Source organism: Flavobacterium polysaccharolyticum, from assembly GCF_038739875.1.
Lineage (GTDB): Bacteria > Bacteroidota > Bacteroidia > Flavobacteriales > Flavobacteriaceae > Flavobacterium > Flavobacterium polysaccharolyticum.
In genome coordinates this window covers 14,854-35,654 of record NZ_JBCGDP010000019.1, presented here as the reverse complement: position 1 = coordinate 35,654, position 20,801 = coordinate 14,854, and the positions used below count along the sequence as shown (strand labels likewise).

The 20,801-nt window shown below is 35.5% G+C and carries 18 protein-coding genes; 11 read left to right on the top strand and 7 right to left on the bottom strand.

Annotation, left to right across the window (positions count from 1 at the left end):
* The first annotated feature begins 278 nt into the window (after window positions 1-278).
* From WFZ86_RS16370 to WFZ86_RS16325, 10 genes are all read left to right on the top strand, one after another.
* Window positions 279-2,606, top strand: a complete 2,328-nt coding sequence (locus WFZ86_RS16370; protein WP_342692925.1) for a TonB-dependent receptor — start codon at window positions 279-281, stop codon at window positions 2,604-2,606.
* 2 nt (window positions 2,607-2,608) lie between these two features.
* Window positions 2,609-3,391: a DUF4249 domain-containing protein gene (locus WFZ86_RS16365; RefSeq protein WP_342692924.1), complete on the top strand. Its 783-nt coding sequence runs from the start codon at window positions 2,609-2,611 to the stop codon at window positions 3,389-3,391.
* Window positions 3,392-3,519: 128 nt separating this feature from the next.
* The gene (locus WFZ86_RS16360; protein WP_342692923.1) at window positions 3,520-4,605 is read left to right on the top strand and encodes a hypothetical protein; all 1,086 of its coding nucleotides are present in this window, start codon (window positions 3,520-3,522) and stop codon (window positions 4,603-4,605) included.
* Between the two features lie 330 nt (window positions 4,606-4,935).
* A complete protein-coding gene (locus tag WFZ86_RS16355) occupies window positions 4,936-6,261 on the top strand; it encodes a TolC family protein (protein ID WP_342692922.1) in 1,326 nt (441 codons plus the stop codon).
* A gap of 12 nt (window positions 6,262-6,273) precedes the next feature.
* Complete coding sequence (locus tag WFZ86_RS16350) at window positions 6,274-7,470, top strand: efflux RND transporter periplasmic adaptor subunit (protein WP_342692921.1); 1,197 nt, start codon at window positions 6,274-6,276, stop codon at window positions 7,468-7,470.
* Between the two features lie 3 nt (window positions 7,471-7,473).
* Complete coding sequence (locus tag WFZ86_RS16345) at window positions 7,474-8,217, top strand: ABC transporter ATP-binding protein (RefSeq protein WP_342692920.1); 744 nt, start codon at window positions 7,474-7,476, stop codon at window positions 8,215-8,217.
* A gap of 10 nt (window positions 8,218-8,227) precedes the next feature.
* Entirely contained in the window at window positions 8,228-9,445 is a 1,218-nt protein-coding gene (locus tag WFZ86_RS16340; RefSeq protein ID WP_342692919.1) for an ABC transporter permease, read from the top strand.
* The gene (locus tag WFZ86_RS16335) at window positions 9,438-10,478 is read left to right on the top strand and encodes a sensor histidine kinase (protein ID WP_342692918.1); all 1,041 of its coding nucleotides are present in this window, start codon (window positions 9,438-9,440) and stop codon (window positions 10,476-10,478) included. The genes WFZ86_RS16340 and WFZ86_RS16335 overlap by 8 nt, the downstream gene beginning before the upstream one ends.
* A gap of 5 nt (window positions 10,479-10,483) precedes the next feature.
* Window positions 10,484-11,224, top strand: coding sequence for a LytR/AlgR family response regulator transcription factor (locus WFZ86_RS16330; protein WP_342692917.1), 741 nt, complete (start codon window positions 10,484-10,486; stop codon window positions 11,222-11,224).
* Between the two features lie 240 nt (window positions 11,225-11,464).
* On the top strand, window positions 11,465-12,034 hold the full coding sequence (locus WFZ86_RS16325) for a pentapeptide repeat-containing protein (RefSeq protein ID WP_342692916.1): 570 nt from the start codon (window positions 11,465-11,467) through the stop codon (window positions 12,032-12,034).
* Here WFZ86_RS16325 and WFZ86_RS16320 read toward each other — a convergent pair.
* From WFZ86_RS16320 to glyA, 6 genes are all read right to left on the bottom strand, one after another.
* Window positions 12,031-12,711: an ABC transporter ATP-binding protein gene (locus tag WFZ86_RS16320; protein WP_024980758.1), complete on the bottom strand. Its 681-nt coding sequence runs from the start codon at window positions 12,709-12,711 to the stop codon at window positions 12,031-12,033. The two genes, WFZ86_RS16325 and WFZ86_RS16320, sit on opposite strands and share 4 nt — an antisense overlap.
* A gap of 1 nt (window position 12,712) precedes the next feature.
* A complete protein-coding gene (locus WFZ86_RS16315) occupies window positions 12,713-13,969 on the bottom strand; it encodes an ABC transporter permease (RefSeq protein WP_342692915.1) in 1,257 nt (418 codons plus the stop codon).
* Window positions 13,969-15,063 carry an efflux RND transporter periplasmic adaptor subunit gene (locus WFZ86_RS16310; RefSeq protein WP_342692914.1) on the bottom strand — a complete coding sequence of 365 codons (1,095 nt, stop codon included), beginning with the start codon at window positions 15,061-15,063 and terminating at the stop codon, window positions 13,969-13,971. Before WFZ86_RS16310 ends, WFZ86_RS16315 begins: the two co-directional genes overlap by 1 nt.
* 100 nt (window positions 15,064-15,163) lie before the next feature.
* On the bottom strand, window positions 15,164-15,661 hold the full coding sequence (locus WFZ86_RS16305; RefSeq protein WP_342692913.1) for a GNAT family N-acetyltransferase: 498 nt from the start codon (window positions 15,659-15,661) through the stop codon (window positions 15,164-15,166).
* A gap of 50 nt (window positions 15,662-15,711) precedes the next feature.
* Complete coding sequence (locus tag WFZ86_RS16300) at window positions 15,712-16,305, bottom strand: MiaE family protein (RefSeq protein WP_342692912.1); 594 nt, start codon at window positions 16,303-16,305, stop codon at window positions 15,712-15,714.
* A gap of 128 nt (window positions 16,306-16,433) precedes the next feature.
* A complete protein-coding gene (gene glyA, locus WFZ86_RS16295; RefSeq protein WP_315176224.1) occupies window positions 16,434-17,708 on the bottom strand; it encodes a serine hydroxymethyltransferase in 1,275 nt (424 codons plus the stop codon).
* Window positions 17,709-17,815: 107 nt separating this feature from the next.
* Here glyA and fahA point away from each other — a divergent pair, with 107 nt between their 5' ends.
* Window positions 17,816-19,099 (top strand): fumarylacetoacetase, encoded by a 1,284-nt coding sequence (gene fahA / locus WFZ86_RS16290; protein WP_342692911.1) that lies wholly within the window; start codon window positions 17,816-17,818, stop codon window positions 19,097-19,099.
* Window positions 19,100-19,315: 216 nt separating this feature from the next.
* Here fahA and WFZ86_RS16285 read toward each other — a convergent pair whose 3' ends face one another.
* Window positions 19,316-20,653 carry a phophatidylserine decarboxylase associated domain-containing protein gene (locus tag WFZ86_RS16285; RefSeq protein ID WP_342692910.1) on the bottom strand — a complete coding sequence of 446 codons (1,338 nt, stop codon included), beginning with the start codon at window positions 20,651-20,653 and terminating at the stop codon, window positions 19,316-19,318.
* Window positions 20,654-20,801 lie beyond the last annotated feature (148 nt).

Genomic DNA, 20,801 nt, shown 5'->3' with positions numbered 1-20,801 from the left:
GCTGCCGGTGCAGAACGTAAAGGGTGACTGTCTTTACTCATCTAAAACTTTATCAAGCATGCTCTGCAATAAAAAAAATGAAATTCAACTAGGTATTTCCTATCTATTACGGCCTTAGTTAAAAAAACCTAAGGCCTGTAAATTACAAAGAAAACACAGATTCTAAACTCTGTTTTTAAGGTCTTGTCCACTTTATCTGCCTTTTCGTCCACTTCAGTTTCACCTGCGCCCAAAAATCGAAAATGCTTTCACATTTTTGCTGTAAAACACAGTCGTAAATGAAAACATTTTTAATAAGGCATTTTATATTGGCCGTCCTGCTTCTCTGCTCGGTTAGAAGCTTTGCTCAGCAGAGACACACTATCAGCGGTACAATTAAAGACAAAAATAACGGAGAACTCATCATTGGTGCCGCTATTCAGATAGTGCAGAACAGTGCCTATTCAGCGGTTACAAATGAATACGGGTTCTACTCTATATCAATCCCCGACGGCCAGTACAGCATAATATGCAGCTACATTGGATTTGACCAGCAGCAGCAGAATATTACTCTTAATAAAAATATCAGGATTGACTGGCTGCTGAACACTGCCCAGTCCAATATCCTTAAGGAAGTGGTAGTCTCAAAAACTAAAAAGGATAAAAACCTTAATGAAGCACAAATGGGAATTGAGACCCTTAATATGAAAAAAATTGAGAAACTGCCCGTGCTGTTTGGAGAAAAAGATGTAATTAAAACAATCCAGCTGCTGCCCGGGGTTAAAAGCACTGGAGACGGAAGCTCGGGATTCAGTGTTAGAGGTGGGGCTGCTGACCAAAACCTTGTTTTATTAGATGAAGCACCCGTCTATAATGCATCACACCTCCTGGGCATCTTCAGCACCTTTAACAGTGATGCCCTGAAAGATGCTAGCATTATAAAAGGAAACAGTCCGTCACAATACGGAGGGAGGCTTTCCTCTGTTATGGATGTAAAAATGAAAGATGGGAATAATCAGGATTATAAGGTAGCGGGGGGAATCGGTCTTATCAGCAGCAGGCTCAGTGTTGAGGGACCAATTCAGAAAGATAAGTCTTCTTTTATAATATCAGGGAGAAGAACATATGTCGATATGTTCTTAAAAGCCAGTGATGATTTTAAGGACACTAAACTTTACTTCTACGATCTTAATATGAAAGCCAATTATCAGATAAATGATAACAACCGCATCTATCTCTCCGGGTATTTTGGAAGAGATGTCATGGGGCTTGGTAGCTCATTTTCCACTGACTGGGGCAATACGTCAGCTACGATGCGATGGAACAGCATTATCAGCAGTAGTCTGTTTTCAAACACCTCCCTTATCTACAGCAACTACGATTACAATATAAGCATGGAGAGTGCCAACGATCAGACAACAACTATGAGCTCCCAAATCAAGGATAGAAACCTGAAACAGGATTTTTCGTGGTTTGTCAGCAGCCAGCATTCTGTGCGATTTGGAATACAGACTATCTATCATGCCATAACTCCCAGCAGCGCATCAGGCAGCAGTGTAAGCAGTTACCCTAAGAACACACGATATTCATGGGAGAATGCCCTTTATGCAAATGACGATTTTAAAATCTCTGAACCTTTAACTCTAAACTACGGATTCAGGCTGTCTACTTTCAGCGTTATGGGAGGAGACACTTATAATATATATGAGAATGGTGTCCTCACGGAGAGTAAAGATATTACTAAGGGATCTATCGGTAAAACATATTTTAACATCGAACCTCGTCTGACCGCCAACTACCGCATAAATGAAGTGAGCAGCATTAAAGCTGGATATTCGCGTAACACCCAAAACTTACATTTATTGTCCAACAGCAACAGCGGGAACTCTTCAGATCAGTGGATTGGAAGCAGTTATACGGTCAAACCTGAAATAGCGGACCAGATAAGTGCAGGCTACAGCAGAAACTTCAACGATAATAACTACGAAATTAATGCCGAGCTATATTATAAGAATATGAAGAACCAGATTGATTATAAAAACGGTGCCGAGATAAGTTTTGATTCTGGAAAGGATGTAGAAAGTGAACTTTTGTTTGGCGAAGGAAGAGCCTACGGCGTCGAGCTTATTGCTAAAAAGAAAGAAGGTGCCCTTACTGGCTGGGTATCCTACACTCTGTCAAAAACCGAACGTAAAATAAACGGTATCAACGATAATGACTGGTATAATACCCGTCTTGATAAAACACATGATCTCTCTGTTGTTGCTATTTATACTTTAAATCCAAATTGGTCTCTTTCAGGCACCTTTCTATACAGCACTGGTAATGCAGTTACTTTCCCGACAGGAAAGTACGAGCTTAACGGCCAGACCGTTTTCCAGTACAGCAGCCGAAATGCAGACAGAATGCCTTCTTACCGCAGATTGGACATAAGTACAACTTATGATCCTAAAACAAATAAAAAATTTCATAGTTCATGGAGTTTTGGATTCTATAATTTATTCGGGTTTGAAAATGCCTATTCGATAACTTTCGAAAATAATCCTGATAAACCAAGCACCACAAGGGCTGTCCAGACATCCCTGTTTAAAATGATTCCTAATGTCACTTATAATTTCAAATTTTAAAGATGAAAAAAGCATTTTTTATATTATTATCTATAGTGCTAACCGCAGGATGCGAAAAAGAAATTACTCTGGATCTGCAAGATAAAAGCGGCTCTATTGTCATTGAAGGAAATATTACAGACCAATCTGGTCCTTATTATGTTCGCATCACCAAATCTGTTCCATTTACCGAAAGCAATAAATACACCCCAGTTATAAATGCTGTGGTTACAATCAGTGATAATCATGGCCATTCAGAAATCCTGACCTATGAATCCAACGGACGCTATAAGACTTCCTATTTGGCTTCAGTTCCCGGTAATACATACAACTTGAACGTATCAATCGACGGAGAAAATTACACCGCACAAAGTACTATGCCTGCTCCTGTAACCCTGAACGGGCTCATTCAGGATTCTATGTCTATGGGAGGAAAAACTACCTATACTATACTTCCTGTTTACACTGACCCTCAGCTGCTAGGTAACCGCTACTTATTTATATTGAGTATTGAATACAAAAACAAGAAGACTCTACAGGTATTTTCAGACAACATAAATAATGGCATGGAGAATCAGAGAAGTTTATTCCCAGCTCTGGAAGATGATGATGAACTTCTTCCTGGAAACATAATCCACGTTGATATGCAGTGTGTAGATTCGGACGTATACACCTATTACAGCGCACTAGTTCAAATTTCAGGGGGAAGCGTGACGCCTTCAGATCCACCCAGCAATATAAGCAACGGTGCCCTAGGTTATTTTTCCGCGCACACCGTTTCTTCAAAGAGATTAGTTATTAAGTAAATCAGCACAGACCCTGCCTTATTTTTATTTAATTAAATCTCCCAATCTTTTTTAATATAACAATGCATATGCCTAATCTATCCTCCTATCTTCTTTTTGGAAAAAAAACCTTAACTATCCTATGCCTTATGACCATACACATATTATTCTCACAGAAAATTTATGAATTTAATATCCCTTCAGCAAAATGCTATAGCCAATACATTTTCCAGGAGAATTCAGCGTCTCCTAAAGGGGTGCTGGTAATTGATGCGAGAGGTGAGGATTTAATTACTTTGAGCCAAAATAACATCTATGTAAAATCAGGACTTTTCACTGATTATAATATAGTTTACATAAACATACTAGATAAAGAAATTAATAGTTCCTTGAATTGTTACAACGCCATTATATACACCATAGCCTCAGTACGAAAAATTAAAGAGTCCGTTTTCTTTCTTATTAATACTTTAGATGAAAACAAACAGAAAGCGATCATTTACAAAGACAGCGCTTACCCCTTCAATTTCATTAACAATAATCACGGAAGTTTGGAGGTTCTAAAAGCTCAACTCGATACCGAACTGAATGATAAAAGCTATACTACGGATAAGCTATACTCCTATGAAGACATACAATTAGACAAAATGAAGAACTACAAAGATAATTTTGACGTTGGTTTCTTTTATTCGCCATTTGCTCTTTTCGGTCCAAAACTAAACAGCACCAGTGATGTAGTAGTAACCAAAGGATTGAGTTTCAAAAAAGCACTCACATCACAGTCAACTCTACTACTAAATGTAAGTATAGGAAACAAAAAACCAGAAGGCGGCATAGAGCCCGGTAAAAAAGGAACAGTTCGCGTTTTTATGCTTATGGGCACTGAATTGATGTACCGATATTACGATAGTGCAGATAAGCCCCTGAGATTTTTTTCGTCTTTAGGGATAGGAGGCTATACGATGACAAATATGAAAATAAAAATAAAGAAAGGTGGTGTGTCAACAAGTTCAGATTCAAACCAATATTTCACATTCCTTGCTGATGCTGGTCTTGAATACCGTATATCTCCAATGTTTAAAATAAGCAGCTCTTTACCAATAAAATACTTTAGTAATAATATTAACAAGAATTACAACACATTAGGTGTAGGAATTAATTTAGGTATTTTGGCAACACTTAATTCTAGTTCTAAATCCAAAGCAGAGGAAAAGAGGAAAACTGAAATTAATTAAATACAGTTTCAGTCAATTAAAAATTAAAACAAAAAGTAATCATTTTTCTCCCCCCTCTAATCTCTCTTTATCTAGCAATTGGTAAGATCATCCATTGTGCATTTTTATTGCTATAGTTGTTAATTATCGAGCCCACCCCTTTTATTTACTCAGGCAATTAGGATTGGATTCATGTAGACACATAATAGTGCAAATAGCATTTAGAATTATGTATTTCTTAAAAATCTCGTCTATAAAATCTACTCATAAATCAACAAAATCTTATAGTACGTCTAGTTCTTTACAATCATACTAATATAAATTCTTCCTTTGAATATAAAATGAAAAAAAATGAAAAAAATAGCTACAATAATCCTGATACTATTGCAATTCAGAATAGTCGCGGCACAAGAGCAAAAGAAAACACCAAAAAAATGGAGTTTGGCAGATTGTATTTCTTATGCAATCCAAAACAACATCACTGTAAAACAGGCTGTACTTAATCAAAATTCAGCTGAGATAAATTACAAGCAGTCCAAATATGAACGTCTACCAAGTGTAAGTGCCAATGCTTCTCAGAACATGAATAACGGTAGTAGTATTGACCCAATTACAAGTAATTATGTTTCGCAATTAGTACACTCCACAAGTGCCGGAGTAAATGCATCTGTTACATTATATAAAGGAAACTATATCAATAATACAATTAAGCAGAATGAATTATTAGTTAAACAAAACGAATTTTATGTATCTGAAGCCAAAAACAATACTTTGTTAAGCGTCACACAGGCTTTTCTGCAGGCACTTTATTACAAAGAAGGAATTGAAACAGCTCAAAATATTATAAATTCTTCAAAAGAACAGCTCAATCAGATGAGCCTAAAATTAAAAGCCGGTTCTGTTGCCGGTTTAGATGTTGCTAATTTAGAAACGCAGCTTAAAAATGATGAAGTAACATTGATTACAGCACAAAACAATTACCGTCAGCAGCTGATCACTTTAAAACAATTATTAGAATTAAATCCAGACGATTCATTCGAAATTGAGACTACAAAATTAGTTTCAGCAGAATATCTAATTCCAGATTTAAAAACGGTATATAATTATGCAACAGCTAATCTGCCTGAAATTAAAAGTGCTAATCTTCAAACATCTATAAAAGAACTGGAGTTATCTAAAGCAAAATCAGAATATCTTCCCACTTTAAGTCTGAATGCAGGCTTAAATTCAGGATATACCAACACGCAGAATTTCAGCTTCTTTAATCAGTTTAATAGCAACTTTTACCAGACTGTCGGACTTTCTTTAAACATTCCGATTTTCAGCAAATACCAGAACAAAGCCAATGTAGCCATCGCTAAAATTGAAATCGAAAATTCGAAACTCTCAGCAGCATCTCAAAACAAACAATTATACTTAAAAATTGAAAGCGCATGGCAGAATGCAGTCTCAAGCCAAAGCCAAATGGAAGCGGCAATTGCTTTGAGAAATTCTTCAAAACTAGCTTATGATATGTCAGTAAAAAAATCAGAATTGGGAGCTTTAAATTTAACCGATCTTCTTGTAAATAAGAATACCTATTTAAATGCAGAACAAACTTATTTACAGACCAAATTATCATTAGCGCTTTATTATCAGCTACTTCAATTTTATCAGGGAAACCAAATTCAAATATAAAACAACAGTATCATGAATAAGAGAACAAAAATAATCACAGCTTCTGTTTTAGTTGCTGGAGCCATTATCACGACAATCTACTCTTTTAACAATAAAAAAGAAATTCTCCAAATAGAAACCGTTCAGGCGAAAAACGGAAACATCACAAATGTGGTCACAGCTACAGGAACTATCGAAGCGACCAAGCAGGTAGAAGTCGGAACTCAGGTTTCGGGTGTAGTGCAAAAAATTTATGTTGACTACAACTCGGTTGTGAAAGCAGGTCAGTTAATTGCAGAACTGGACAAAGAAAATCTGCAAGAAATTTTACAGCAGGAAAAATCTGCTTACAATGTAGCGCTGCAGGATCAAAATTACAAACAAGTTATTTTCGAAAGGCAGGCAGCACTTTATAAAGCAAACGTGATTAGTAAAGCCGATTATCAGGAAGCTCTTTTTAATTTAAATACGGCAAAAGGAACTGCTTTGCAGCAAAGTTCTAACCTCAGAAAAGCGCAGACCAATCTTGGATATGCAAATATCTATTCTCCAATTGATGGTGTCGTGCTTTCTAAAAATGTTGACGAAGGGCAGACAGTTGCGGCAAGCTACAGCACTCCCACCCTTTTTACTATTGCAAAGGATTTAAAGCAGATGCAGGTCGAGGCAGATGTAGATGAGGCGGATATTGGCAGTATTAAAGAAGGACAAAGAGTCACTTTTTCTGTAGATGCTTTTCCAGACGAGGAATTTTCAGGTTCTGTAACTCAAGTTCGCTTAAACTCTACAGTTACTTCAAATGTGGTGACCTATACGGTAATTATAAAAGCGGACAATCCTGAAGAAAAACTAAAACCGGGACTAACAGCAACAGTTTCTATTTATACCATGGAAATAAAAGATGTTATGACCTTAGAAGCTAAGGCTTTTGCCTTTGAACCAGATAGGAATCTTTTAAACAAATACAATAAAAACAAAAATGCTGCTCCTGTAAAGACAAAATCCGCTCCTTCAAAAGATAAGAATATAAAAACCATTTGGGTAAAAGACAATAATGGAATCCATGAGCAGGAAGTTCAGGTTGGCAAAAACGACGGAATCAATTATGAAATTACCGGTGGTTTGTCACTGGGCACCCAGATTGTGACTACTCTTAAAAAAGAACAGGCCATGAAAGGATCCGAAGGAAGTTCCAGCCCGTTTATGCCTAAGCCACCCGGAAAAAAATAAGACATGAAAAATACAATTATAAATATTCAGGATTTAAAGCGGGAATTTAAAATGGGCGACGAAACTGTACGCGCCATAAAAGGAATCTCGTTTGCTATAGAAGAAGGAGAATTTGTTAGCATTATGGGTTCTTCTGGTTCGGGAAAATCAACCCTTCTCAATATTTTAGGATGCCTCGATCAGCCTTCTTCCGGACTTTATGAAATTGACCGCCACCCTGTGCGAAATCTGGATAAAAATCAGTTAGCGAAAATAAGAAACGAAAAAATCGGATTTATTTTCCAGGCCTACAATCTGCTGCCAAGAACAACTGCGATTGAAAATGCGGAACTTCCATTGCTTTACAACAAAAAAGTTCCGGCAGAGGAAAGACGAAGAAGAGCTATTGATTCGCTAAATCTTGTTGGATTAGCAGGACGTCTGGAACATACTCCGAGCCAGCTTTCGGGCGGGCAGCAGCAGCGTGTGGCCATTGCAAGATCTCTTGTAAATGATCCAGTTGTTATTCTTGCGGACGAAGCCACAGGAAATCTTGACACCAGAACTTCTTATGAGATTATGGTGCTTTTCCAGAAACTAAATGCAGAAGGTAAAACAATTGTTTTTGTAACCCATGAACCGGACATTGCTTTATTCAGCAGTAGAACCATTGTTTTGAAAGACGGTCATATCATTAAAGATTACCAAAACGAAAACATCTTAAATGCAGCAGAAGTATTGAAAAATATGCCTCCTGAAAATGATTAAAATAAAACGTATGAATCTTTCAAGTTTATTCAAAATAGCCATTAAAGCTCTTAAAATCAACAAAATAAGAGCTTTTCTTACCATGCTCGGAATTATTATAGGCGTAGCATCTGTGATTGCAATGCTGGCCATAGGAGAAGGCTCAAAAGAGAGCATCAAAACCCAGATTTCCAGCATGGGTTCCAACATGATTACCATACGTCCCGGTGCAGGAATGCAGGGCGGAGTAAGAATGGATGTCAGCTCAATGCAGACTCTTACGCTAAAGGATCTGGAATCAATACAAAAAAAAGCTGTTCTTGTTGAAAATACATCTCCTCTGGTTAATGGAACCGGTCAGGCTATCAGGGGCTCAAAAAACTGGCCTACCACCTTGTATGGAGCTACTCCAAATTACCTAAAAGTAAGGGTACTGGAGGTTGAGGACGGTACAATGTTTACTGAACAAGACATAAAAGAATCAGCAAAAGTTGTTGTAATTGGAAAAACTATTGTAGAGAATTTATTTAAAAGCAATGAAAACCCGATCGGTGCAACTATCCGTTTCAATAAAATTCCTTTTAAGATTATCGGTGTTCTTTCTGAAAAAGGAGAAAATACTTTCGGACAAGATCAGGATGATATTATTCTAGCGCCTTATACTTCTGTTCAAAAAAGAGTTTTGGCATCGACCTATCTGCAATCTATTGTCACTTCTTCAAAAAGCGAAGACGACGCAATGGCAGCTGTAGAAGAAATTTCCAAAATCTTAAGAGAAAACCACAAACTTGAAAATGTAGAAGACGATTTTAATGTTTTCTCCCAGCAGGAATTAATTAAAATGTTTAGTTCGACCAGTGAAATGATGACGTTATTATTAGTTGCTATTGCCGGTATATCTTTATTGATCGGAGGAATCGGAATCATGAATATTATGTATATCTCGGTTAAAGAAAGAACCCGCGAAATTGGTCTGAGAATGGCCGTTGGAGGAACCGGAAGAAATATTTTAATGCAATTTTTGGCCGAAGCTGTCATAATTAGTATTGCAGGTGGAATAATTGGAGTAACTTTAGGCTTGATTTCGACTGTTTTTATTGCCTCCGTCTTAAACTGGCCCACAAGTGTTACGATGTTTTCTATCCTGATATCTTTTGCCGTTTGCGCCATCACAGGAATATTTTTCGGATGGTACCCAGCGCGAAAAGCAGCCGCTTTAGACCCTATAAACGCCTTGCGATATGAATAAATCTATAGAAAACAAGCGACTTTTTGCCATTGGAATACACCTTTTGGTTTGGGCGGTTTTGTTTAGTCTGCCTTATCTTTTATCTTCAGGACAGTCTATTGAACTGCAGAGAATCATCGAACATTTCTGGATACCGCTATACATATATGCTGTTATTTTTTATCTCAATTATTTTATTTTAATAAATGCACTTTTATTCAAAAATAAAGCCGTTCTATATTTTGTAATCAATGCCGCTGTAATTGCTTTTTTTATCTGGTTGAATTTTCAGATTAGAGATTTCTTTATTGAAAATCAGCCTAAAACGAATCTTTTGCAGCCGCCTCCGATAATTTTCTTTGTTTACATTGATACTCTCTCATTGCTTATACCGCTTATTTTTTCTATTACACTGCGTATCTTTGAACGATGGGTAAAAAATGAAGCTGAGAAAAAAGAATCCAAAAATTCCCAGCTTGAGTCGGAACTGCAGCATCTCAAGTACCAGCTCCAACCGCACTTTTTCTTCAATTCATTAAATAATATTTATTCACTGGTTGATATTTCACCAGAAAAAGCAAAAGAAAACATACATAGTCTGGGTACTTTAATGCGCTATCTGTTGTATGAATCGAATGTTGAAAAAGTCAGTCTAAAAAAAGAAATTGATTTTATTGAGCGTTACATAAATATAATGAAGATGAGGACTTCAGATAAAACCGTTGTGACTTCCGAATTTCCAAATCTTACAGAAGATTTGCAAGTGGCTCCTCTCCTGTTCATTTCTCTGATTGAAAATGCATTTAAACACGGCGTTTCTGCAGTACATGAGTCAAAAATCTATTTTTCGATGCAAATTGAGGGTTCCAAGATTATTTTTAAAAGTAAAAACAGTAACAGAAAGAAAAATAATACCGATAAGAGCGGTTCGGGAATAGGGTTGAAGAATATGCAAAAAAGACTGGAATTACTTTATCATGAAAACTATACTTTTAAGACACAGGAAAATGGTGAAATATTTGAAACAGAATTAGAAATTAATACTAAAAATTAAAGATTATGCAGGATAATAAGGTGAGCTGTATTATTGTGGATGATGAGCCATATGCTTTGGAATTGATTCTGAATTATGTTCTGAAAACGCCTTTTTTGGAACTAAAAGGAAAATGCAGCAACGCTTTTGATGTCTTGGAAATCCTGAACAATGAAAAGATTGACTTAATTTTTCTTGACATTCAAATGCCAGAATTAACAGGTATTGAACTTTCTAAAACTGTCTCAAAGGATACCCGAATAATTTTTACTACTGCTTTCAGCGAATATGCCTTGGATGGTTTTAAAGCAGATGCTTTAGATTATTTGGTGAAACCTTTTAATTTCGAGGAATTTTACAATGCATCTTTAAAAGCCAAAGAATGGTTTGGTCTCAAGCGGCAAAGTGTTTCGGATAAGACAGCAGACAAAAATTTTATATTTGTAAAATCAGAATACAAACAGCTCAAAATTAAGCTTGACGATGTTTTATATTTTGAAGGTTTAAAAGATTACATCAAAATATGGCTTATTAATCAGTCGAAAGCTATTCTGACTTTAATGAGTTTAAAATCTTTGGAAGAAGAACTGCCCGAATCTAAATTCATCCGGGTGCATCGATCCTTTATCGTTGCGTTAGATAAAATTGAAGCAATAGAAAGAAATCAAATCCTCATCAATACTAAAAGAATTACTATCGCCGAGCAGTATAAAATTAAATTTCAAAATTATCTTGATTCTAATTCTATTTCAAAGAATAAGCGGTAGCATATATCTAAATTAATAATTTGGAAATCAAAACTTAGAGAAATAACATTTTTTACCCTTTAACCACTTCAACACATACAAATCGATTTTTTTAATTTGAAAAATTTATGTTATCAATTAATATTGATTTTTTTTAAATCATTCACAAAATAATTTTGAAATTGTATCGTCGAGGTCACTAAAAAAACGCAATTGTCTCTTGATAATTGCGTTTTTTGCTTTAAAACACTTCCTTTGTGCATGCCAAACTACAATCTAGACCAACATTACCAAAAAATCATTTATAACAGAGACGAATTAAATCACAATGAATTCGAATGTTGCACGTTTGAAAACTGCGATTTTACGGCTTGCAATTTTATGGATGTTACCTTTATTGATTGTGTATTTACAAAATGTAATTTCAATGGAGCACACATCAATCACGTGGCGTTACGAACCGTTACTTTTAACCATTGTCAAATCAGAGAGGTTAATTTTGCAATGTGCAATAAATTAATTTTTGAAGTACATTTTCAACATTGCGTATTGGACTTTTCAAAGTTTTATACTTTAAAACTAAAAGGTACAACTTTTACGAATTGCAGTTTAATTGCAGTAGATTTTATGGCAACCGACTTAACCGAAAGTATTTTTGACAATTGTGACCTATACCGCGCCGAATTTGACAAAGCTATTGCCAACAAAGCGAATTTCAAAACGAGTTATAATTACACTATAGACCCTTCCAAAACCAAACTCAAAAAAGCAATTTTCAGTCTCAACGAAGTAAAAGGCTTACTTTTTAAACACGAAATTCTAGTAGATTAACTTTTTATGATTCGACCGTCTTGCATAGTTATCGTTCTATCTGAACGTTCTGCAAAATCATTATCATGTGTTACAATCAATAGCGTCTGTTTCTGCTCATGGGTCAATTGCTTAAAAATATCAAACACTAAATCGCTATTTTTTTTATCTAAATTTCCTGTAGGTTCATCTCCCATAATGATTAAAGGATCATTGATTAACGCCCTTGCAATAGCTACCCTTTGTTTTTGTCCACCGCTCAATTGATTGGGCAACTTCAAAGCATGTTCGTGCATGTCTAATGTTTTCAGATGCTCCATTGCACGATGCTCCACTTCTTTTTCAGAAAATTTAGCCAATTTCAATCCCGGAAGCATCACGTTTTTAAGTACATTATATTCATTGAGCAAATAATGAAATTGAAAAACAAAGCCAATTTTTTCATTGCGAATCAAAGCCAATTCCTTGTCTGATTTTCCCGTAATCAATTCATTATTCACAAACAATTGTCCATCATAATCTGTATCCATAGTCGAGAGCAAATACAACAACGTTGACTTTCCACAGCCTGATTTGCCAACAATCGAAACAAACTCACCATGATTGATACTCATGTCAATTTCCTTCAATACTTGAAATTTTACAGGATCATAAAAATATTTACTCAATCCGATGGTTTGTAGTACTTTATTTTCCATTTTATTTTCCTCTAATAATTTCTACTGGATCTACTTTGCTGGCTTTTAAAGCAGGAAACAAACCTGCAATAGTCGTGGTGAACAACGCAAATACAATTCCGATGATATAATACAAAATATTGAAATTAATTGGATACGTTTTGACCGTTGGCAAAGCCGCAGTTTCAAAAGGAATCACATCAATAATTGAAGTAAAAATAAAGCCAAAAATGAGACCAAAAATACCTCCAGCCAAACCAATAATTATGGATAACGAAACAAAAATCCACTTGACGTCATTTCCTGAAAAGCCAGTCGCTTTCAAAATAGCAATACTGTCCATTTTCTCATAAATCATCATATTTAGAATATTGTAAATTCCAAAACCAGCCACAATCAACAAGACGATCCCAACAGCATAAGAAATAATGGTTCGTACAGAACTTCCAGTCTCAAATTGTGAATTGGCCGTTTGATAATCGATAGTATCCAATTGATACGTTGCTTGCAATTCTTTAGCCACAAGAGGCGCAGAAGCCATATCATACAACTTGATTTGAATATCTGTGATGTAGTTTGTGGCTTCACCCAACATTTTCTGAGCGGTATCTAAAGAAGTATAAGACATTGTATCGTCTATTTCTGCAATACCAATTTGAGAAATCCCGACTACTTTTAAGGTAGCCAAATTCCCTTTGGATGTAGTGACTTTGATTCGGTCTCCAATAATCAATAGCATTTTATCCGCCAATCCTTTACCAATAATAATACTATTGTTTTGTACCAAATCGGTAATCTTGCCTTCAATAATATAATCGCTGGTTTGAAACAATTTTTCTTCTGCCAAAACATCTATCCCATTCACTACTCCAGAAATTTCAATAGTTCCCGAATTAAAAAAAACAGGAGCTACTACTTTGGGCGCCACATCAATGATTCGTTTGTCTTCTCTAAGAGCTTTAATAATTGGAATTCCGTTATAAATTGATTTCCCTCTATCTTTAGGCTTCACCGACCGGATAAAGTTGGTAGTGTTTTTATAGCGATCTGACAAATCAATGGGTTGATTGGCCGTTGGTTTTATTTCGTTATACAAGCGAACATGAGGTGTTCTATTCAGCATCAATCCATCTAATAAATCATTGAGTCCGTTCATAAAACTCACCAATGCAATAAACATAGCAATACTAAACGTAACCCCAATTGCTGCCACAATTGTCTGTTTTAGGCGCGCGCGCAACAAATGCAAAGCGATGTTTAAGATAAGTTTGTAGTTCATTAGTTTGGTTTATAAAGCGTTTCGTTGGCTTGTAACCCTTCTAAAATCTCTACTTTTTTGTAATCACTTAAGCCGACTTTTACTTTTCGTTTTTCATCTTTATTGACCAAAACATAAGTCCCTTCTATTAGATACTCTTTCGGAATAGTGAGTGCCTTTTTTTTGGTTTGAATAACGATATTAGCTTCTGCCGTTAAATTAGGATACAACTTGGATGGAGCTTTTACAAACTGAGCTTCTATCTTGAAAGTTCTCGAACGCTCATCCATTATGGGATAAATTTTTGAAACTACTGCATCAAAAACAGTTCCTTTATAGCTATCCATAGTGACAACGATATTTTGTCCCATCACCACTCGAACCATATCGTTTTCGTCCACATCTAATTCAAGAATAAAAGTATTGCTTTTCCCAATCGTAGCAATTGGTGTTTGGGTTGTCACCAAAGTACCTTCTTTGACAGGCAGGTCGAACAATTGCCCGTCAAATTCACTTTTTACAGCAAAATCGCTTTGACTTTTTTGGCTAATTTTTAGATTGATAGCATTTTTACTTTGGTCATTTTGCAATTGACTTTTGAATTGTGCCAATTGTTTTTGTGCCATTTCAAAATTACTTTTTGAGCTTTTATAGGTTTGCACTACTCTATCAAAATCAACTTGGGAAATTCCTTCATACTGCAATGCTTTTTGATTCCTGTGATAAATTGATTCATCTAAAATTAATTTGTCTTTCGCCGCCAAAACTTTCAACTCCAGTTCTGCAATTTTATCTTGAATGTAACGACTATCTTTTTTACTCAATTCATAAGCTAGTAAAGCGTTTTGAGTATTCAAATCGGCTTTATCACTATCCAGTTCAAACAATAATTGACCTTTGCTGATTTTTTGACCAACAACCACTTTTGTTTTTTTCAAAATCCCACTTACAGTAGGATAAACAATGTATTGGTCCTTGGCTTTAATTACGCCAGATGCATAAACACTTTCGGTAATATCGCTTATGGTAGGTTGAATTTCTTGAGATTCTTTTTTGGAACAATTTATTAGAAGTATCAAAAGAAAAGATACTAATACAAATACTTGTGAACGCATGGTATTTTGTTTATTACGAAGAAAGTTACCTCATAAATATACGCTTTTTCTACTTAGCATTTGATATAAAACAAAAAACAAATTAGCGACAAGATTCCTTCTATACTGGTCGTTCCATCACATAATCCTCCATCAAGTAGCCATGTTCTAACTCGATGTTTACCTCACTAGTGATAGAAAAACCCATTTTTTCATAAAAGGTAATCGCTTTATTGAATCGATTGACATTCAGACACAAGGCAAGAGAACCTTGCTTTCTCGCTTCAGAGGCGATATAATCGATGAGTGCTTTCCCTACTCCTTTACCTTGGGCGGAAGGAAGTATATAAATTTTATGAATCTTGGTTTGTTTTTGATGGTCGTAATTCCATTCAAAAGACGCAAATCCTAAGGTTTGATTTCCTTCATTTGCCAAAACAAAATGATGCCCTCTTTGCGACACACTTTCCTTTAATGCAGTGTCATTATAAAATGCACCTAACATATAATCTAACTGAGCTTTTGACAAAATTTCACCATAAGCTATTGGCCATGTTTCGTAGGCAATAGAACGTATCGTGTCAAAATCGGTTGCGGTTGCGGGAAGAACTGTAATCATAAACGAGGAAATTGAAATTAGAATTAAAAATGTCTGTGGTTATTTAAAAACTAGCCATGAATGGTTTCATTCTTTCCATAATTTTTGATAATGGATTCTTCAAAAGCCAACCATTCTCTCCAACGCTTTTCAACATCAACTCCAACTCCATATTTTCTAGCATAGGTTATAAAAGTAGTATAATGTCCTGCCTCACTTTCCATTAAATCTCTATAAAAAGAAGCTAATTCTTCGTCTTTAATATTTTCTGAAAGTACTTTAAATCGTTCACAACTTCTAGCTTCAATCATAGCAGAAAACAATAATCGCTCCACTAAACCCGAAACACGACTACCATCACTACTTCTTTTCATATACAAATACAATTCATTTACATAGTCGTCTTTGCGTTCTCTCCCTAATTTTAAACCTCTTTTAATGATAATATTATGCACTTGCTCAAAGTGATCAATTTCTTCTTTGGCTAATGCCAATAAGTCTTGTACTAAATCTTGATACTCCGAATTATTAGTGATAATGGTTATCGCATTGGTGGCGGCTTTTTGCTCACACCAAGCATGATCGGTTAAAATTTCTTCAATATTTTTCTCAACAATATTTACCCATCTTGGGTCGGTTGGTAATTGTAAACGTAATACGCCCATTATTTTATTATTTAAAAGTTTAAAAATTGTTTAAAGTTGTTTTAAAAATGAAAAAAGTTTAAAGTTTTGAAATGCTCTTAAACATCATCAAAACCTTAAACCTTTTACTTTTAACTTATAAACAAAAGTTAGAAAACGAAGATTGCTCTTTCGCTCATCATTTCATTCACTTGAGCAGCAACTTCCTCTATAATATCTTCGTTTGTATGATTAGTCAACACTTTATCGATCATAGCAACAATAGTTTCCATATCTTCTTCAACCAAACCACGAGTGGTAATAGCAGCAGTACCTACGCGGATACCTGAAGTTACAAAAGGAGATTTGTCATCAAATGGAACCATATTTTTATTAACGGTAATTTCAGCTTTTACTAATGCATTTTCAGCATCTTTCCCTGAAATATTTTTATTTCTTAAATCAATCAACATCATGTGATTGTCTGTTCCACCAGAAATGATTTCGTATCCTCTAGCTACAAATGCCTCAGCCATAGCCTTAGCATTTTTTTGCAATTGCATAGCATAAGTAAAGAATTCATCTTGTAAAGCCTCACCAAAAGCTACCGCTTTAGCAGCAATAATATGCATTAAAGGTCCACCTTGATTTCCAGGAAAAACTGCCAAATCCAATAATGAAGACATCATACGGATTTCTCCTTTTGGTGTTTTGTGTCCCCAAGGATTTTCAAAATCTTTACCCATCATGATCAAACCACCACGAGGGCCACGAAGCGTTTTGTGTGTTGTAGTAGTTACAATATGACAATGTGGAATTGGGTCGCTCAATAATCCTTTTGCAATAAGTCCTGCAGGATGAGAAATATCAGCCATCAAAATAGCACCTACACTATCAGCAATTTGTCTGAAACGAGCAAAATCCATATCACGAGAATAAGCAGATGCTCCAGCAATGATTAATTTAGGTTGTTCTTTGGTAGCGATTTCTTGGATTTTATCGTAATTCAAACGTCCAGTTTCTTTATCTACGCCATAGAAAACAGGATTGTACAAACGTCCAGAGAAATTTACTGGAGAACCATGTGTTAAATGTCCACCATGAGACAAATCAAAACCTAAAATAGTATCACCAGGCTTCAAACAAGCATGATATACCGCTGTATTGGCTTGAGACCCTGAATGAGGTTGAACATTAGCATATTCAGCTCCAAATAAAGCTTTAGCTCTATCGATAGCAATTTGCTCCACAACATCTACTACTTCACAACCACCGTAGTATCTTTTGCCAGGATATCCTTCAGCGTATTTATTGGTTAAAACAGAACCCGCTGCCTCTAAAACTTCATCACTTACGAAGTTTTCTGAAGCGATAAGCTCTAATCCGTGTATTTGTCTATCTTGTTCTTCAAGAATCAGGTCAAAAATTTGTTCGTCGCGTTGCATTTCTTTGTTTTTCGTTAATATGGTGCAAAAATACAAAAAAACGTTTGGTTAGTACTTAGATTATAATATATTTGATGTGTAATTTTCAACAATATAATTAACACATTATGCCAATAACAGCAAATAATCCTCATATAAAATCATGGTTAGACGTTCCGGCTGACAGTGATTTTCCAATTCAAAACATTCCTTTTGGTGTTTTTTTAACCAAAGAAAATGTAGTAACCGTAGGGACTAGAATTGGTGATTACGCAATCGATCTTGGAGCTTTACAACAACTCAATTATTTTGAAGGTATCGAATTAACAGACGATATGTTTATGCAGGATACTTTAAATGATTTTATATCAGATGGTAAAAAAACTTGGCGTTTGGTTAGAAACCGAATCTCAGATATTTTTAACGAAACTAATCCAAAATTAAAAGACAATACCAAGCACAGAGAAGTTGTTGTTTTTAAAATTTCAGAAGTTGAGATGCAACTTCCTGTTCTGATTGGTGACTATACTGATTTTTATTCTAGTAAAGAACATGCTACCAATGTTGGTAAAATGTTCCGTGATCCCGAAAACGCATTATTACCAAATTGGCTACATATACCCGTAGGCTACCACGGAAGAAGTTCTACGATTATCCCTTCAGGAATACCTGTTCACCGTCCGATGGGGCAAACCTTGCCTAATGGCGAAACAACACCTGTTTTTGGACCATCTAGATTAGTTGATTTTGAACTAGAAACTGCTTTTATCACCACCGATGTGAATATTATGGGAGAAAACACTCCTATTTATGAAGCCGAAGACTATATTTTTGGAATGGTTTTGCTTAATGATTGGAGTGCTAGAGATATTCAGAAATGGGAATATGTACCATTGGGACCTTTTTTGGCTAAGAATTTTGCTTCTTCTATTTCACCTTGGATTGTAACGCTAGATGCTTTAGAACCTTTTAGAACCAAAGGACCAAAACAGAATCCTGCACCCCTTCCCTATTTACAATTAAAAGGGAAACATGCATTCGATATCAATTTAGAAGTAGCTATCACTCCTAAAAATGGGGTTCCAAATGTCGTATCACAAACCAACTTCAAGTATATGTATTGGTCCATGAGTCAGCAATTAGCTCACCATACTTCAAACGGATGTAGAGTCAATTCTGGAGATATGATGGGATCGGGAACCATTTCTGGTCCAACACCAGATAGCTTTGGTTCTATGTTAGAATTGACTTGGGGAGGTAAAAACCCTATCCAAATGAATGATGGTAGTGAGCGAAAATTCATTAACGATTATGATACTGTTACTATAAAAGGTTACAGCAAAAACAATGAAGTTCGTATTGGTTTTGGAGAAGTTTCTAGCCAATTATTACCACCATTTGTTAGGCAATAGAAAAACATTTTTAATAACACAAACAGCAACAAACATTTGTTTTGTTGCTGTTTTTTTTTGTTTTAAAATCTAAAGAATAGATAAATAACTGCTTTGTATTTATTGAGTTTTTTTTTACAAATAACAATTTCTATAAAACATAGACATCTTCAAGACAACACCAAAAGATTAAAAAAAAACAATAAATAAAATTAAATATGCAATCATTCCGAAAAGCTAACCTTTGGAGTACCATTGTCCAATTTGGGAACCAATGTTGGTGCCAAAATTACTAGAACCGGCACTACTACCAGGTGGTGGTGGCTGTTGTGGATAATAATCTCCTTTATCATTCATAAAAATAAGTTGCTTATCGGGTAAGTTTTGATAAATCACTACAAAAGAAGAGCCTCCATAATGAAACATTCCCATTTCTTCTCCTTTTTTCACAACAGCTCCCTTTTTCATTTTCTCATCAAAGGTTACGGTTGAAACTTCACTCATCCCCAAAGGAATACAGCATACTTTACCGTAGTCTGGTGTTTCAAAAACAATTAGTCCACGAGCATTGGCCTCGGCTAAATAAGGAGTCGATGCAGTAGTTGCCCCTCCATAATCTGGCAAAACCAATTTACTGAAAAAACAACCTGGAATCACTAAGGGATCAAAAAGTACTTTTCCATTAACAGGTACCCACCAACGATGGAAATTATAAGGATTTAGGTACGTTTGAAAAACATATCCTCCTTCAAACATATCTGCTAATTGATATTCTTTTATAATTTTATCTTGCTCAGGATCCGTAGAACTAAAGATATCGTCTAACGAATACGGCATTCCTTTAAGCCAAAATACATCTTTCTTTTTTACTTGTGGTTGCCAACAAAACAAGGAACCATCATTAGGACACACAACAACCTGATTGGTACCTGGTCCTGCGATTGGTCTGGATTTTTGAGGATCTTTGAAGTTTCTAGTAAAAAAAGAATCCCATGATTTCCAATAAGGCAAGGTTTCAGAATCTTTTGCCCAAAGCGGATAATCGTATTGTTTTTTGGCCGTGTCCGAAAGCCATTGCTCTCCTTCTTTGGCAAAAATCCAATTGGATGCCGATGATTCAAGATAAATCGCCCACTCATCTAAAATGGCTTTCATCTTCTCATTAAACATGGGTAATCTAAACAAGGTACTTCCGCCTAAAGTAGCATCTATTCCTACCACAAAAGCCGAAAAAGGTAAGCCTACCAAATCATTATTTATAAATTGTGGTGCAAGATTAAGTATTGTATTGAATCCATTGAGTAATACCGATAAATCGGGTATCCTTGGAATTGGTGCTTCCTGAGTAGATTGATGAGCATAAATAATATTAGCATTCTCTTTGAAAGCATTGTTGGCCAAATATAATAATACGTCATCACCCTCTATCAATTCTTTGAGAGCTTGAACACTTGGTGATAATGTTTGTGGTTCTGCTACCAATATCATTTCAAAAAAAGCTCTAAAAGAAGCTCTCGAAGGATTGGGAATCCAACCACTTTGTACTGTAAACGGAGTTAAGGCATAATTGATCATTGTTGTCTGTTTATTTTGTTTTTCCTACTCTATAGGCTTTTCGGAATCCGCAGTGACTATAATGGAATTAGTTTCTCAAAGCATTTAAAAAAATAGACGCTAAAAGGGCTAGCTTCCGTTTAATTTCTTTCATAAAACTAGTTTAGAT

Coding starts and splice junctions, on each gene's coding strand:
- WFZ86_RS16370 (WP_342692925.1), top strand. CDS start 279: ATGAAAACATTTTTAATAAGGCATTTTATATTGGCCGTCCTGCTTCTC.
- WFZ86_RS16365 (WP_342692924.1), top strand. CDS start 2,609: ATGAAAAAAGCATTTTTTATATTATTATCTATAGTGCTAACCGCAGGA.
- WFZ86_RS16360 (WP_342692923.1), top strand. CDS start 3,520: ATGACCATACACATATTATTCTCACAGAAAATTTATGAATTTAATATC.
- WFZ86_RS16355 (WP_342692922.1), top strand. CDS start 4,936: ATGAAAAAAATAGCTACAATAATCCTGATACTATTGCAATTCAGAATA.
- WFZ86_RS16350 (WP_342692921.1), top strand. CDS start 6,274: ATGAATAAGAGAACAAAAATAATCACAGCTTCTGTTTTAGTTGCTGGA.
- WFZ86_RS16345 (WP_342692920.1), top strand. CDS start 7,474: ATGAAAAATACAATTATAAATATTCAGGATTTAAAGCGGGAATTTAAA.
- WFZ86_RS16340 (WP_342692919.1), top strand. CDS start 8,228: ATGAATCTTTCAAGTTTATTCAAAATAGCCATTAAAGCTCTTAAAATC.
- WFZ86_RS16335 (WP_342692918.1), top strand. CDS start 9,438: ATGAATAAATCTATAGAAAACAAGCGACTTTTTGCCATTGGAATACAC.
- WFZ86_RS16330 (WP_342692917.1), top strand. CDS start 10,484: ATGCAGGATAATAAGGTGAGCTGTATTATTGTGGATGATGAGCCATAT.
- WFZ86_RS16325 (WP_342692916.1), top strand. CDS start 11,465: ATGCCAAACTACAATCTAGACCAACATTACCAAAAAATCATTTATAAC.
- WFZ86_RS16320 (WP_024980758.1), bottom strand. CDS start 12,711: ATGGAAAATAAAGTACTACAAACCATCGGATTGAGTAAATATTTTTAT.
- WFZ86_RS16315 (WP_342692915.1), bottom strand. CDS start 13,969: ATGAACTACAAACTTATCTTAAACATCGCTTTGCATTTGTTGCGCGCG.
- WFZ86_RS16310 (WP_342692914.1), bottom strand. CDS start 15,063: ATGCGTTCACAAGTATTTGTATTAGTATCTTTTCTTTTGATACTTCTA.
- WFZ86_RS16305 (WP_342692913.1), bottom strand. CDS start 15,661: ATGATTACAGTTCTTCCCGCAACCGCAACCGATTTTGACACGATACGT.
- WFZ86_RS16300 (WP_342692912.1), bottom strand. CDS start 16,305: ATGGGCGTATTACGTTTACAATTACCAACCGACCCAAGATGGGTAAAT.
- glyA (WP_315176224.1), bottom strand. CDS start 17,708: ATGCAACGCGACGAACAAATTTTTGACCTGATTCTTGAAGAACAAGAT.
- fahA (WP_342692911.1), top strand. CDS start 17,816: ATGCCAATAACAGCAAATAATCCTCATATAAAATCATGGTTAGACGTT.
- WFZ86_RS16285 (WP_342692910.1), bottom strand. CDS start 20,653: ATGATCAATTATGCCTTAACTCCGTTTACAGTACAAAGTGGTTGGATT.